Annotated in this window: 15 protein-coding genes, 3 tRNA genes and 4 pseudogenes; 18 read left to right on the forward strand and 4 right to left on the reverse strand. The window is 51.3% G+C overall.

All coding sequences use genetic code 11. The features are described 5' to 3' along the window. Nucleotides 1-78 precede the first annotated feature (78 nt). The 11 genes and pseudogenes from hokD to C1P89_RS04825 all read left to right on the forward strand — a co-directional run bounded on the left by hokD (nt 79) and on the right by C1P89_RS04825 (nt 5,240). Nucleotides 79-234 (forward strand): type I toxin-antitoxin system toxin HokD, encoded by a 156-nt coding sequence (gene hokD / locus C1P89_RS04775; RefSeq protein ID WP_000813254.1) that lies wholly within the window; start codon nt 79-81, stop codon nt 232-234. Nucleotides 235-454: 220 nt separating this feature from the next. Continuing rightward, nucleotides 455-715, forward strand: coding sequence for a hypothetical protein (locus C1P89_RS04780; RefSeq protein WP_005136948.1), 261 nt, complete (start codon nt 455-457; stop codon nt 713-715). 66 nt (nt 716-781) lie between these two features. After that, complete coding sequence (locus C1P89_RS04785) at nt 782-1,060, forward strand: hypothetical protein (RefSeq protein WP_052940143.1); 279 nt, start codon at nt 782-784, stop codon at nt 1,058-1,060. 1 nt (nt 1,061) lies between these two features. Beyond that, a complete protein-coding gene (locus C1P89_RS04790) occupies nt 1,062-2,120 on the forward strand; it encodes a DUF968 domain-containing protein (RefSeq protein ID WP_001265179.1) in 1,059 nt (352 codons plus the stop codon). Then, complete coding sequence (locus tag C1P89_RS04795) at nt 2,121-2,501, forward strand: RusA family crossover junction endodeoxyribonuclease (RefSeq protein ID WP_000140012.1); 381 nt, start codon at nt 2,121-2,123, stop codon at nt 2,499-2,501. Further along, nucleotides 2,498-3,319 (forward strand): antitermination protein, encoded by an 822-nt coding sequence (locus tag C1P89_RS04800; protein ID WP_000762917.1) that lies wholly within the window; start codon nt 2,498-2,500, stop codon nt 3,317-3,319. Before C1P89_RS04795 ends, C1P89_RS04800 begins: the two co-directional genes overlap by 4 nt. A 224-nt stretch (nt 3,320-3,543) precedes the next feature. Further along, nucleotides 3,544-3,784 (forward strand): annotated as a pseudogene (locus tag C1P89_RS04805) (hypothetical protein). 107 nt (nt 3,785-3,891) lie between these two features. Next, nucleotides 3,892-4,950 (forward strand): DNA-methyltransferase, encoded by a 1,059-nt coding sequence (locus tag C1P89_RS04810; RefSeq protein ID WP_000935512.1) that lies wholly within the window; start codon nt 3,892-3,894, stop codon nt 4,948-4,950. A gap of 40 nt (nt 4,951-4,990) precedes the next feature. Next, nucleotides 4,991-5,066, forward strand: a tRNA-Ile gene (locus C1P89_RS04815). A gap of 7 nt (nt 5,067-5,073) precedes the next feature. Further along, a tRNA-Arg gene (locus C1P89_RS04820) sits at nt 5,074-5,150 on the forward strand. 13 nt (nt 5,151-5,163) lie between these two features. Further along, a tRNA-Arg gene (locus tag C1P89_RS04825) sits at nt 5,164-5,240 on the forward strand. A gap of 95 nt (nt 5,241-5,335) precedes the next feature. On the opposite strand, the pseudogene C1P89_RS25775 reads toward C1P89_RS04825, so the two are convergent. After that, nucleotides 5,336-5,461, reverse strand: a pseudogene (locus tag C1P89_RS25775) (hypothetical protein); the annotation flags it as partial. Nucleotides 5,462-6,215: 754 nt separating this feature from the next. Here C1P89_RS25775 and C1P89_RS04835 point away from each other — a divergent pair. The 4 genes from C1P89_RS04835 (at nt 6,216) to C1P89_RS25780 (ending at nt 8,980) form a co-directional block, all read left to right on the forward strand. Continuing rightward, nucleotides 6,216-8,069, forward strand: coding sequence for an SASA family carbohydrate esterase (locus C1P89_RS04835; RefSeq protein ID WP_000874511.1), 1,854 nt, complete (start codon nt 6,216-6,218; stop codon nt 8,067-8,069). Nucleotides 8,070-8,219: 150 nt separating this feature from the next. Next, entirely contained in the window at nt 8,220-8,435 is a 216-nt protein-coding gene (locus C1P89_RS04840; protein WP_000284510.1) for a class II holin family protein, read from the forward strand. A 4-nt stretch (nt 8,436-8,439) separates the two neighbouring features. After that, nucleotides 8,440-8,754 (forward strand): YdfR family protein, encoded by a 315-nt coding sequence (locus C1P89_RS04845; RefSeq protein WP_000193273.1) that lies wholly within the window; start codon nt 8,440-8,442, stop codon nt 8,752-8,754. Between the two features lie 55 nt (nt 8,755-8,809). Beyond that, complete coding sequence (locus C1P89_RS25780) at nt 8,810-8,980, forward strand: hypothetical protein (protein WP_005146610.1); 171 nt, start codon at nt 8,810-8,812, stop codon at nt 8,978-8,980. Between the two features lie 207 nt (nt 8,981-9,187). Here the strand turns inward: C1P89_RS25780 and C1P89_RS04855 are convergent. The 3 genes and pseudogenes from C1P89_RS04855 to istA all read right to left on the reverse strand — a co-directional run bounded on the left by C1P89_RS04855 (nt 9,188) and on the right by istA (nt 12,127). Further along, nucleotides 9,188-10,344, reverse strand: a protein-coding gene (locus tag C1P89_RS04855) for an IS3-like element IS600 family transposase (RefSeq protein WP_087879933.1) whose coding sequence is annotated in 2 segments (ribosomal slippage) — nt 9,188-10,095 and nt 10,095-10,344 — 1,158 coding nt in all. Because the reading frame shifts where the segments join, the coding sequence is not laid out codon by codon here. Nucleotides 10,345-10,406: 62 nt separating this feature from the next. Next, nucleotides 10,407-10,955: pseudogene (istB, locus tag C1P89_RS04860) on the reverse strand (IS21-like element IS21 family helper ATPase IstB); the annotation flags it as partial. Further along, nucleotides 10,955-12,127 carry an IS21-like element IS21 family transposase gene (istA, locus tag C1P89_RS04865; RefSeq protein ID WP_000952382.1) on the reverse strand — a complete coding sequence of 391 codons (1,173 nt, stop codon included), beginning with the start codon at nt 12,125-12,127 and terminating at the stop codon, nt 10,955-10,957. The gene istA and the pseudogene istB, both read right to left, overlap by 1 nt. 101 nt (nt 12,128-12,228) lie before the next feature. Here istA and C1P89_RS04870 point away from each other — a divergent pair. The 3 genes and pseudogenes from C1P89_RS04870 to C1P89_RS04880 form a co-directional block, all read left to right on the forward strand. Beyond that, a pseudogene (locus C1P89_RS04870) lies at nt 12,229-12,303 on the forward strand (head-tail joining protein); the annotation flags it as partial. A gap of 14 nt (nt 12,304-12,317) precedes the next feature. After that, nucleotides 12,318-12,893: a phage tail protein gene (locus tag C1P89_RS04875; protein WP_000974975.1), complete on the forward strand. Its 576-nt coding sequence runs from the start codon at nt 12,318-12,320 to the stop codon at nt 12,891-12,893. Beyond that, nucleotides 12,890-13,285: a phage minor tail U family protein gene (locus C1P89_RS04880; protein WP_000683079.1), complete on the forward strand. Its 396-nt coding sequence runs from the start codon at nt 12,890-12,892 to the stop codon at nt 13,283-13,285. Before C1P89_RS04875 ends, C1P89_RS04880 begins: the two co-directional genes overlap by 4 nt. The last annotated feature ends 5 nt before the right edge of the window (nt 13,286-13,290 follow it).

Below are 13,290 nucleotides of genomic sequence, written 5' to 3' on the forward strand. Positions count from 1 at the left end.
CATTAATCTGAGGCTCAATCTATGAACGGCAAATCTAGGTTAGCCTCTTACGTGCCGAAAGGCAAGGAGAAGCAGGCTATGAAGCAGCAAAAGGCGATGTTAATCGCCCTGATCGTCATCTGTTTAACCGTCATAGTGACGGCACTGGTAACGAGGAAAGACCTCTGCGAGGTACGAATTCGAACCGGCCAGACGGAGGTCGCTGTCTTCACAGCTTACGAACCTGAGGAGTAAGAGACCAGGCGGGGGAGAAATCCCTCGCCACCTCTGATGGGTCAGGCATCCTCAATGCACCCACACTTAACCCGCTTCGGCGGGTTTTTGTTTTTATTTTCAACGCGTTTGAAGTTTTAGATGGTGCCGGAATAGAATCAAAAATACTTAAGTAGCGCGCAGGGAGAAGAGGGATGGACCCCGAACAGGGGAGTGCTATTTATCTGGAAGGATTCTGTTGATGAAAATCGAAGAATTACGTGAAATTTTTAGTGAAGATGGCCTCTATACTGTGCGCGTTGAGAATGGCGCTATTGTCAGCCACTGCCGTATTAAATGTTTACAGTCTCAACAAAGGAAGAGTGGAGCTGCGTTAATTCATTTTGTGGATGGGCTTGTGACGGATGGTTTTATTTCGCGTGCAAATGAATTTGTCACATCGTTGCCGTCTCTGAAAGAAGCTGGGATTAAGGCTGGTTTTTCTGCTTTTGAAGATGAGTGAATTCATCTACAATTCAGCGCAGGGCTGAACCCCTGTTGAGTAACACTGTGCCACCGGAGAAAGCCGATGGCGCAAAATTCCAGACTACACAATTCTGATAATTCAGCCGTCTTTGCCAGCAGGCACGGGCGGCGCTCTCACGCATTTAAATCTGATTGGTACCAGCATCCCCCATGCACTGAAGAACAGGCCGAATGGCTCATTCAGTGTTACCGCAGGCGCGGATGCGAGGTTAAAAAAGCCCTTAGCCTCGACTACCGTCACTGGATAATCTCCGTCAGGCTCCCTTACTCCGAACGGCCAACGCGTCCGTCCCGCACATTCCAGCAACGGATCTGGAGGTAATGTGCGGGTATTACTTCGACCTGTTCTGGTACCGGAACTCGGTCTGGTTATCGTTAAGCCAGGCCGTGAATCAATGTCAGCATTCCATAACGGCAGAATACTGGTGGAGCCGGAACCAAAAAGCATGCGTAATCTGCCGTCCGGGGTCGTTCCTGCCGCTCGCCAGCCGCTGGTGGAAGACAAAACATTGCTGCCGTTTTTCAGTAACGCACGGGTGATTCGTGCTGCTGGTGGTGCTGGTGCATTGTCTGACTGGCTGTTGCGCCATATTAAATCCTGCCAGTGGCCACACGGCGATTATCATCACAGCGAAACCGTCATTCACCGTTATGGTACCGGCGCAATGGTGTTGTGCTGGCACTGCGACAACCAGCTGCGTGACCAGACATCCGAATCACTCGAGCAACTTGCTCATCAAAACCTGTCAGCATGGATGATTGACGTCATCGGTCACGCAATAAGCGGTACGCAGGAGCGTGAATTATCTCTGGCTGAATTATCCTGGTGGGCGGTCCGCAATCAGGTGGCGGACGCGCTACCGGAAGCGGTATTACGTCGTTCGCTGGGGTTGCGTGCGGAAAAAATTCGCTCTGTGTACAGTGAAAGCGACATCATACCGGGAGAGCAGACAGCCACCAGCATACTGAAGCAGCGCACAAAAAATATTGCGTTACTGCCTCACGTCCACCAGCAACAGAACCCACCACAGGAAAAGACGGTGGTCAGCATTGCCGTTGATCCGGAGTCACCGGCTCAGTATCTCCAGCGCCAGAAATCACAACGGGAAGAGATGCCTGTATACACGCGCTGGGTAAAAACGCAGAAATGCATGACGTGTGGCAATCAGGCAGATGATCCGCATCACATCATTGGTCATGGACTGGGAGGGATGGGAACAAAGGCTGATGATTTGTTTGTTATTCCGTTATGCCGTAAATGCCGTAACGAACTACATGCCGGAGTAAAAGATTTTGAAGAGAAACACGGCAGTCAGCTGTTGTTGCTGATTCGTTTTTTAATGCACGCGAGAAATTCGGGTGTTCTGAAGTGGAAAGCATAAATGACCGAGCGCATAGAATTTGTTTTACCTTACCCGCCGACGGTGAACACTTACTGGCGTCGTCGTGGCAGCACATATTTTGTATCAAAAGCCGGGGAGCGTTATCGCCGGGCAGTGGCGCTTATTGTTCGCCAGCAGCGGCTGAAATTAAGCCTGTCCGGAAGGTTGGCAATAAAAATTATTGCAGAACCACCGGATAAGCGCCGCCGTGACCTGGACAATATTCTGAAAGCGCCGCTGGATGCGCTGACGCATGCGGGGTTGCTAATGGACGATGAGCAGTTTGATGAAATCAATATCGTTCGTGCTCAGCCAGTATCTGGTGGACGTCTGGGGGTGAAGATTTATCCCATAATGCTTGAAGGGCAGGTCAAAAAATGAAACTGGAAGATTTACCGAAATACTACTCCCCAAAATCCCCCGGCCTGACTGATGCATCGGCCTCAACGTCGAAAGATGCGCTGAGTATCACTGATGTGATGGCCGCGCAGGGCATGACACAGAATCGGGCTGAGATGGGGGTTTCTGCGTTCCTTGGGAAAATGGGCATTAGTATGAATGACAGAGAGCGGGCAACAGAATTGCTGACAGAATATGCACTCAGTCGGTGTGATCGCGTGGCGGCGTTAAGAAAACTCCCGGCAGAAATAAAACCGGCAGTGATGCGTATTATGGCTTCGTATGCGTTTGAAGATTATGCCCGTAGCGCGGCGAGCAAAAAACAGTGCCCCTGCTGTCACGGAAAAAAATTTATTGAAAGCGAGGTTTTTACAAACAAGATCCAGTATCCGGATGGTAAGCCGCCGGTATGGGCAAAGTGTACGAAAGGTGTGTATCCGTCTTACTGGGAAGAATGGAAAAAAGTCAGGGAGGTGGTAAAAGTTGCCTGTCCGGAGTGTGGCGGAAAGGGTGAGGTTTCCACCGCCTGTAAGGATTGCCGTGGGCGTGGTGTCGCCATTCATCGTGAAGAGTCGGTAAAACGTGGTATGCCTGTTATCAGAGACTGCCAGCGTTGTGGTGGTCGTGGCTATGAAAGACTACCATCAACGGAGGCATTTAATGCTATATGCGAGGTGACAAACCAGATAACACGCGCGTCATGGGAAAAAACAGTTAAGAAATTTTATGATGCGCTGGTGACCCGGTTTGATATTGAAGAAGCATGGGCTGAGCGGCAGTTAAAAAAGGTAACTAGGTAACAAGGTTGATTTTTCCGGAATCTGTGGTAAATTCGTCATAACGATGGGCGTTTTATGCCTGACGTTAGAAGAGTTTCTACAACCCGCCGCCGAGCGGGTTTTTTATGACTGAAATCGCGTCAGTACAGTAAACGCGCTGGTGGCGGTGAATACCTGTCTTTCAGCTTGCTGGCTTTTTCGACAAGAGTTATTGGTGTGTCACGTTAACCGGAAAAGGAAAAGACATGCTAAAACAGCAGGATATGACAGAAACCGCCAGAGTGGTGTTTAATGAATTAAGCGTTACCGAACCGGCGACAGTCGGGGAGATAGCGCAGAATACTTACCTTTCACGCGAACGCTGCCAGTTAATACTGACCCAGCTGGTTATGGCGGGTCTGGCAGACTATCAGTTCGGTTGTTACAGACGCCTTCCGCAGTGAAGGCTTTTTTATTTGTGGTAAATGGGCGGCTGGTGGGTGTTAGGGGCACCCACCAGCCATCTGCTCATGCGTTGGGTTCACAAGCAAACCTCAGGCCCACTGCTTTGCGCAAAAGCAGAATGAGCCTATCAGAGACAGGCTTAATGATCCATGCTTAATACTGTAAAAATATCCAGTTGTGAGTTAATCAACGCCGACTGCCTGGAATTTATCCGGTCGTTACCCGAAAATTCTGTTGACCTGATAGTCACGGACCCGCCGTACTTTAAAGTGAAGCCTGAGGGCTGGGATAACCAGTGGAAGGGCGACGATGATTACCTGAAGTGGCTGGACCAGTGTCTGGCGCAGTTCTGGCGGGTGCTGAAACCTGCCGGAAGTCTTTACCTGTTCTGTGGTCATCGCCTGGCATCTGATATCGAAATCATGATGCGTGAACGCTTCAGTGTGCTGAACCATATTATCTGGGCGAAGCCGTCCGGACGCTGGAACGGATGCAACAAGGAAAGCCTGCGGGCGTATTTCCCCGCCACAGAGCGCATTCTGTTCGCGGAACATTATCAGGGGCCGTATCGTCCGAAAGATGCCGGGTATGCGGCGAAGGGCAGTGCACTGAAACAGCATGTGATGGCCCCGCTGATTTCTTACTTTCGTGATGCGCGAGCTGCCCTGGGGATAACGGCAAAACAGATTGCAGATGCCACAGGAAAGAAAAACATGGTGTCGCACTGGTTCAGTGCCGGTCAGTGGCAGTTGCCGAATGAAAGCGATTATCTGAAATTACAGGCGCTGTTTGCCCGGGTGGCAGAAGAGAAGCATCGGCGTGGTGAACTGGAAAAGCTCCACCACCAGCTGGTGGATACGTATACCTCACTGAACCGGCAGTATGCGGAGCTGCTGAGTGAATATAAACATCTGCGGCGGTATTTTGGCGTGACGGTGCAGGTGCCGTATACCGATGTGTGGACGCATAAACCGGTGCAGTTCTATCCCGGGAAACATCCGTGCGAAAAACCGGCAGAAATGCTGCAGCAGATAATCAGCGCTAGCAGTCGTCCGGGTGACCTGATTGCAGATTTTTTCATGGGGTTGGGTTCGACAGTGAAAGCGGCACTGGCGCTCGGGCGTCGTGCAATTGGCGTTGAGCTGGAGACTGAACGTTTTGAGCAGACGGTTCGGGAAGTACAGGATTTAGTCAGCCAGAACGGATGATATTGAAGAATTAATTACGCGTCGTTATTATGCGGCTCCCGGCCCTTTAGCTCAGTGGTGAGAGCGAGCGACTCATAATCGCCAGGTCGCTGGTTCAAATCCAGCAAGGGCCACCATCACATACCGCCATTAGCTCATCAGGAAAGAGCGCCAGCCTTCGAAGCTGGCTGCGCGGGGTTCAAGTCCCCGATGGCGGTCCATTATCTGCATCATGCGTTGTTAGCTCAGCCGGACAGAGCAATTGCCTTCTAAGCAATCGGTCACTGGTTCGAATCCAGTACAACGCGCCACACTTATTTTCCCTGGCTCGCTTTTGCGGGCCTTTTTTTTAAATGTCTCACAATTCAGACGGTTGACAGTTGTCTGTTTTGCGGGGAGTTTGTTAAAAGAAACTGGCATGGTGAATCCCCCTGTGCGGAGGGGCAATCAGCGAGTAGGTATATGGGATAATCGCGGATTCAGGTGCTGGTACTGAATTCACCGGGAGGCACCCGGCATCATGCAATGGCACATAGCGCCACTCTCCAGCCCTCTCCGGAGGGGCTTTTCTGTGCCGGATACATCACAGTTTCTGGAACCTTAGGTACTACAGTATCAGTCAGGGTGCTATATTTTCAGATGTGATGAAAGCCTGTCAGCAGGCAGGGCGTATCGGAAATGACCCAGTAGAGAAAACGTTGACTCAGATACCGGTGCTGAGTTACCGGGAAACCGGCATCACATGACCGCTATCCTTCCAGGCCCATCCGCTCCGGTGGGCCTTTTTACTGCAGAAAACAGGTTCCCCGTTAAATGCTATGTTGCTCACAATTCAGTAAGTTGACAGTTGCCTGTCAGACTGGGCATTTGTTAAAAAAATTTCGCATGGTGAATCCCCCTGAGCGGAGGGGCGACTGGTGACGGTATAATCTCTGATTATCAAAACGAGAATGACGCGGGTTTAGTGGCACCGGGCTGAACTCACCGGGAGGCACCCGGCACCATGTGCATGATGATACAGATACGCGGCTTTAGCCCCTCTCCGGAGGGGTTTTCTTGTGGGCAAAAAAAGCCCGCGCTGGGAGACGCGGGCGGCAAGGAATAAACAATAAAACGTGAAGTAATATTTCAGCTGGCGAATAATACCCCATAGTAATCACTCTGCGCAACTGCGCGGTCTTTTTCGAATTGCGGGCTGTCGTCTCTCTTCTGCCATTGTCCTGTAACTTCCGGACTTCAGCCCGCTCCTTATTTTACTCACAATATTATCCCGGCCGGGAGGATTCATGGCATTTAAACACTATGACGTGGTCAGGGCGGCATCGCCGTCAGACCTTGCGAAACGACTGACACAAAAACTGAAGGAGGGCTGGCAGCCGTTTGGTAGTCCGGTGGCCATAACCCCTTATACCCTGATGCAGGCGATTGCAGCAGAAGGTGATGTGGTCGTCAGTGGTGCAACTGAGCCGGAGTGGTACTACGTCATCGTACTGGCCGGGCAATCCAATGCCATGGCTTACGGTGAAGGTCTTCCGCTTCCGGATTCATACGATGCGCCCCATCCGCGCATTAAGCAACTGGCCCGTCGTAACACAGTGACTCCCGGTGGTGAAGTATGCGTATTTAACGACATCATTCCTGCTGACCATTGTCTGCATGATGTTCAGGATATGAGTACGATTAACCATCCCCGGGCTGACCTGAGCAAAGGGCAGTACGGCTGTGTCGGACAGGGCTTACATATTGCCAAAAAACTGCTTCCGTATATCCCTAATAATGCGGGGATCCTGCTGGTACCATGCTGTTGTGGTGGTTCGGCATTCACCCAGGGCACGGAGGGGACATTCAGCGAGTCCACGGGGGCCAGTCAGGATTCGGCTCGCTGGGGAGTGGGTAAGCCGTTATATCAGGATCTGCTTTTCCGCACGAAGGCAGCATTGCAGAAAAACCCGAAAAACGTTTTGCTGGCGATATGCTGGATGCAGGGGGAATTCGATATGACGAATGCCAGTTACGCCCAGCAGCCAGCAGCATTTCTTGCAATGGTACAGCAGTTCCGTGCTGACCTTGCCGGGCTGGCGGCGCAGTGTCACGGTGGAAGTCCGGCATCAGTCCCCTGGATTTGTGGCGACACGACATACGCGTGGAAACAAGAACACGGTACGCAATATGAAGTGGTATATGGTGCATATAAAGGTAAAGAATCCCAGCAGATTTATTTTGTTCCCTTTATGACCGATGGTAGCGGAGTTAATACACCGACAAACAACCCGTCAGAAGATCCTGATATTGCCGGGTCTGGTTATTACGGTTCGGCATCCCGAACGAACAAAAACTGGGTATCATCAAATCGCCCGACGCATTTCAGCTCATGGGCGCGTCGTGGCATTATTCCCGATCGTATGGCAACTGCTATTCTGAACGTAGCCGGTCGCACCTTAGCCTTCATTAGTGGTAAGGCACCGGAAATCAAACCCTCGCCCGGCGGCGACACGCCATCGGGGCCGTCTGAAGATGCATCCATACGCACAATCTCCCTGTTGCCGACAGCCGGAGACGCTGCTGCGCAGGGCTGGAGCATTAAGAATGGCGGAGTTCAGTTGTCAGATGGTGTATTTAAGATCACCAAGCAGAGCAATAAAGCCTGGTCCCTGACGCGCCCGGTGGATGACGCAGTCTCCCTGCTGACACGGGGTGGCAGACTGAGCTGTAAGTTTCGACTGTCAGGCGCACTGACCAACAACCAGTTCGGTCTGGGAATTTATCTGTATACCGATGTAGCGTTACCTGACGTCGTGGCGATGACCGGGACTGGTAACCCGTTCCTGATGTCGTTCTTCACCCAGACCACAGACGGCAAACTGAATCTGATGCATCACAAGAAAGCAGGAAACACAAAGTTGGGCGAGTTCGGGAATTACAGTAACGACTGGCTGACGCTGGAGCTGGTGTTCACCGCCGGCAGTGCCACGGTTACTCCGAAACTGAATGGAGTGGCTGGCCCGGCATTCCAGGTCATAAAAGACAGTCTGACACTGGGGCTGAATGCGCTGACGCTGACGGATATTACCAAAAATGCAGCGTATGGCGTTGAGATAGAAAGTCTGGTGCTGGAGATAAATGCACCGGCATCATCATAAAAAGTGAGCCAGCCAAATGGAAGGTATCGTTAAACTCACCGGTAGTGTCAGTGGGTCGTCTGAGATGCCTGCATGAGTTATCAGAGCCATCAGTACTTAACTGGTGGCTTTTTTTATTGTTGTCAGCTTCCGGATAACGGGAGACGGGGTATGTACCAGATGGAAAAAATCACAACAGGTGTGTCATACACCACGTCAGCGGTGGGAACGGGCTACTGGTTCCTGCAGTTGCTGGACAGGGTTTCCCCGTCTCAGTGGGCGGCAATAGGCGTGCTGGGGAGTCTGCTGTTTGGGCTGCTGACATATCTGACTAACCTGTATTTCAAAATCAGAGAGGACCGTCGTAAGGCTGCACGGGGAGAGTAATTCAATGACTCAAAACTATGAACTGATTGTGAAAGGGATCCGCAATTTTGAGAATAAAGTTACGGTAACTTTAGCGTTACGGGACAAAAAACGCTTTGACGGTGAAATTTTTGACCTGGACATCTCGCTGGACCGTGTTGAAGGTGCCGCGCTGGAGTTTTATGAGGCAGCAGCCAGAAGGAGCATCAGACAGGTCTTCTTGGATGTTGCTGCCGGGTTATGTGAAGGGGACGAGCTGTTGCCAGAAACGCGCCCCTGTTCAGAGGCGCGGTATACCATAAAAATTAACAGTTCTGATAACTCGATTACGGGTTGTTAGCTTTTTGCAGTTGGCTTTCCAGTATCTTTCATTGGTAGCATCCTGATAAATATCCATGAGCGCAAAAATCAAATACGGCCTGTCAGCTGCTGTTCTGGCGCTGATTGCAAAATGGCATCTGAATCGATCGCAGTTTGGCATTCGAATCGATCATGATTTGGCATCCATCTCCGATCACAGTTTGGCATCACAATCGATCACGATTTGGCATACTTCCGATCATTGATTGGAATTCGCCAGTCACTCCGGGAATTAACTCTTTTCACCACAGTCTCCATTGCCGTGTTTAAACCAGTGGAGACGTCAATGTCCAAAAAGAGAAAATCCAGGAGCACTATGGAAACTTGTTTTAAGATCCTTCAGCTCAAGTTCGATAAGAAGCTGACTAACTGAGGTGTACTGGCAATAGCGGACACTACCATTTGTTCTTTTTTTAAGCAGCCATCTGATGATATTTTTCCCTGAAGGCTGCCGGGGAGATATTCCCCAGACGAGAGTGACGACGCTGACGATTGTAGAAAATCTCAATGTATTCCCGTATTACTGAGATGGCTTCATCCCGGTTATTAAAACGATAGTGGCTCAGGCTCTCATTTTTCAGCGTTCCCCAGAAGCTTTCCATCGGAGCGTTGTCGTAACAGTTACCTTTACGCGACATTGATGTTTTCAGACCAGACTGCTCCTGTATGACCCGGTAATCGTATGCGCAGTACTGTGAACCTCGATCAGAGTGGTGGATTAGCCCGGCAGGTGGGCGCTGGCTCCTGAGCGCCATAAACAGGGCTTTACCTGTCAGCTCTTTTGTCATGCGCTCTCCCATGGCGTAGCCGACAATTTCGCACGTATAAACATCTTTGATGCCAGCGAGGTACAACCATCCCTCCTGTGTGGCAACATACGTCAGGTCCGCCACCCAGACCTGATTTGGTGCTGTAGGAGCGAACGTCTGGTTCAGCAGATTTGGCGCAACTGGCAGATTGTGGTTCGAGTTCGTAGTCGCTCTGAACTTGCGTTTCTGCTTACAGCGTAGCCTTAGCTCCTTACGAAGACGTGCCAGTCGGTCACGACCAACGATGATGCCATTCTCTGCCAGCTCCGTCTGGAGCCGCCGGGTTCCATATGTTTCGCGAGTGCGGATATGTGCCACCTTAATCTCCAGTTTTAGCCGCTCATCACTTTGTTTTCTGTCTGAGGGTTCATGCTGTACCCAGTTGTAATAACCGCTCCTGGATACACCAAATACCTGACACATCGCTTCAATGGGAAATTGTTGTCGCCATTGTTCGATTAACGCGTATTTTTCAGCGACTCCTGTGCAAAATACGCTGTTGCTTTTTTTAATATATCTCGCTCAAGGCGAGCTTCATTTAACGCCTTACGCAGTTGCAGAATTTCAGATTCCAGTTCAGCCACCGTGCGGGAACCAGGAGTACCGAGCCCTTTTCTGGCGGCGGTAACCCATTGTCCTAAAGTGCCTTCAGGAAGAGATAATCGGGAAGCGCCTTCACTGATCGAAAGTTGATTTTCAGGAACCGTTCTGACAGCTTCGGCTTTGAACTCTTTAGAGTAACGTTGGGTTTTTCTGCTCATTATTAGCTCCTTCTGATGCCATTCTATTTCAGGAAGGAGTGTCCGTTAAACTCAGGCTACCTCAGCCGGAAGAACAGACTGGCTTCCTCTCTGTTCATCGGCAGATAGCCTATTTCATCCAGGATCAACACCCGGGCATAACTCAGTTGCTGTAGCTGACGCTCCAGCCGGTTTTCCTGTTTCGCTTTCATCAGTGTCGCGATCAGTCTGTCCAGTGGCATAAACAGTACCCGATGTCCCGCATCCACCGCTTTCACGCCAAGAGCTATGGCCAGATGAGTTTTTCCGACACCAGGAGGGCCCAGCAGGATCACGTTTTCGCTGCGCTCCACGAACGCCAGACCAGCCAGTTCCCGGACAACCTTACGGTCGATGCCCGGCTGGAAGGTAAAGTCGAACTGCTCCAGCGTTTTGACCCACGGCAGACGAGCCTGCTTCAGCCTGGACTCCATACCGCGCTGATGCCTGCCGTTCCATTCCTGCTGTAGCGCCATGCACAGGAACTCCCGGTAGTTCAGCTCTTTTTTAGCTGCCTGTTCCAGCAGGCTTTCAACGTGATAACTCAGATGCTCCATTTTCAGGCGACTCAGCAGGACTTCCAGTTCATGCATCACAACAGCTCCTCATAGGCACTCAGTGGTCGATGTTCCACCTGACTGACCTGCTGCCAGAGCGGGGCGTGATGCTCCGGCACTGTCTGCCAGCCAGACGATGCTGAACAGAGGCGATGTGAGGCCACCAGTTTCTCATTACTGTAGATCCGCAACTCGTCATCCAGCGATATTCGTATCGATACCGGCTGACCACACAGCGCTTCGGGAACGCTGTAACGATTACCACCAACCTCGATATAGCTGTCCCAGGACACATGGCGGATATCGAAGTAACTGGTATCGAAGTCTGTATCCGGTAACGGCTGCAGATGTTCCTGCTCCAGCGCGAAGCGCTGTTCCGGCGTTTCTTTGAACTGGCGAAGCTCCCGTTTGTCAGCCACATCGGCTATCCATTGCTCCAGTTGTTGATTGACATGAGTGAAGCTGTCGAACCTGCGGTACCGGACGAAGAAGTTCTCCTTGAGGTATTTCACCATCCGCTCAACCTTACCTTTTGTTCTGGCCCTGCGTGGACGGCATGCCCGTGGCAGGAAGTTATAGTGGTCAGCCAGCAACAGGAATCCGGAGTTGAACACGACTTTCCCGTTGTTATTCTTCAGCACCGCAGCCTTCTGGTTATCAACCAGCACCGTTTTCACACAACCACCGAAGTAGCGGAAGGCGCGAACCAGTGATTCGTAGGTATGCTCAGCATCCTGTTTTGGTGCGGCGAAGACATGGAAGCTGCGGGAGAACCCCAGCGTATTAACCGCAAAGTTAACTTTGCACCGTTGCCCGGCAACCTCCACCTCAACTTCGCCCCAGTCATGCTGGAGCTGGTATCCAGGCTGAGTTTCGAAGCGAACTGTTCTTTTTGACGGACGCATTTTACGTTTGGGCTGGATGTAGTAACGCAGCATGGAACGTCCGCCCGTATAACCCATTGCCTTAATCTCCGCGAAGATAACCTCGCTATTCCAGACATTCTCTGCCAGGCGCATGTCGATGTAATCCATAAACGGTTTCAGCTTAACCATTTTGTGGCGGGTCTTTCTGGCTGGCGGTTCAGGGTATTTGAGGTAGCGTCTGACCGTCCGTTCAGAGCAACCAATCTGAGTCGCAATATCGACGATGTACGCGCCCTGCTGGCGCATTTGCTTTATCATGTAAAAGTCCTCTCTGCTCAGCATGTTGATGTCCTTTCTGGTGTGAGAACCTTAAGGAAACAACATGTTGGGTGGAGCGGACAATCCAAATGGCGAATTACCGTCTTATATCACTGGCGCTGACATCTCCGGATGACGGGGGCAGCTGTTATCTCTGGCTCAACCGTGGGCAACCACCCGCAGTTAACCGGCGACGATAAACGCAGGGTGAATTATGGCGATAAAAGGGCTTGATCAGGCGATTGACAATCTGAACCGGGTTCGTAAAAACGCCATTCCGGCTGCTTCTGCAATGACCATTAACCGCGTGGCCACAACGGCGATTAATCAGTCTTCGTCACAGGTTGCCCGGGAAACCAGGGTGAGACGGAAACTGGTAAAGGAACGGTCCAGACTGAAACGGGCGACGGTCAGAAATCCGAATGCCAGAATTATCGTTAACCGCGGTGATCTCCCTGTGATTAAGCTGGGGATCAGAATGCTGGGGCGTCGTCCGAACAGCATACTCAAAGCCGGTCAGCATCGTTATCAGCGGGCATTTATCCAGCGATTAAATAATGGGCGCTGGCATGTTATGCAACGTCTTCCCCAGGCCAGATATGAGGAGGGCAATGACGACAAGGGAAGGAAAAAGCGTAATCGCCTTCCCATTCAGGTGGTGAAAATCCCGATGGCGGCCCCACTGAAACAGGCATTTGATGAGAATGTTGACCGTATCCGGCGTGAACGCCTGCCTAAAGAACTGGCATACGCGCTGAAACAACAACTGAGGATTGCGATAAAACGATGAAACACACTGACATTCGTGCCGCAGTGCTGGATGCACTCGAGCAGCATGAACACGGGGCGACGCTGTTTGATGGTCGCCCCGTTGTTTTTGACGAAGAGGATTTTCCTGCGATCGCGGTTTATCTGACGGATGCAGAGTATACCGGTGAAGAGCTGGATGCAGATACCTGGCGGGCCACACTGCATATTGAGGTGTTTTTACCGGCACAGGTACCTGATTCGGAGCTCGATCAGTGGATGGAAAGCCGGATTTATCCGGCGATGACTGCGATCCCTGCACTGGCAGGACTGATTACCACGATGGTTACGCAGGGCTATGAGTATCGTCGTGATGACGATATGGCGTTATGGAGCTCTGCGGATCTGACTTATTCCATTACATACGAGATGTGAGGACG

The sequence above is a fragment of the Shigella sonnei genome (assembly GCF_002950395.1).
Lineage (GTDB): Bacteria > Pseudomonadota > Gammaproteobacteria > Enterobacterales > Enterobacteriaceae > ECMA0423.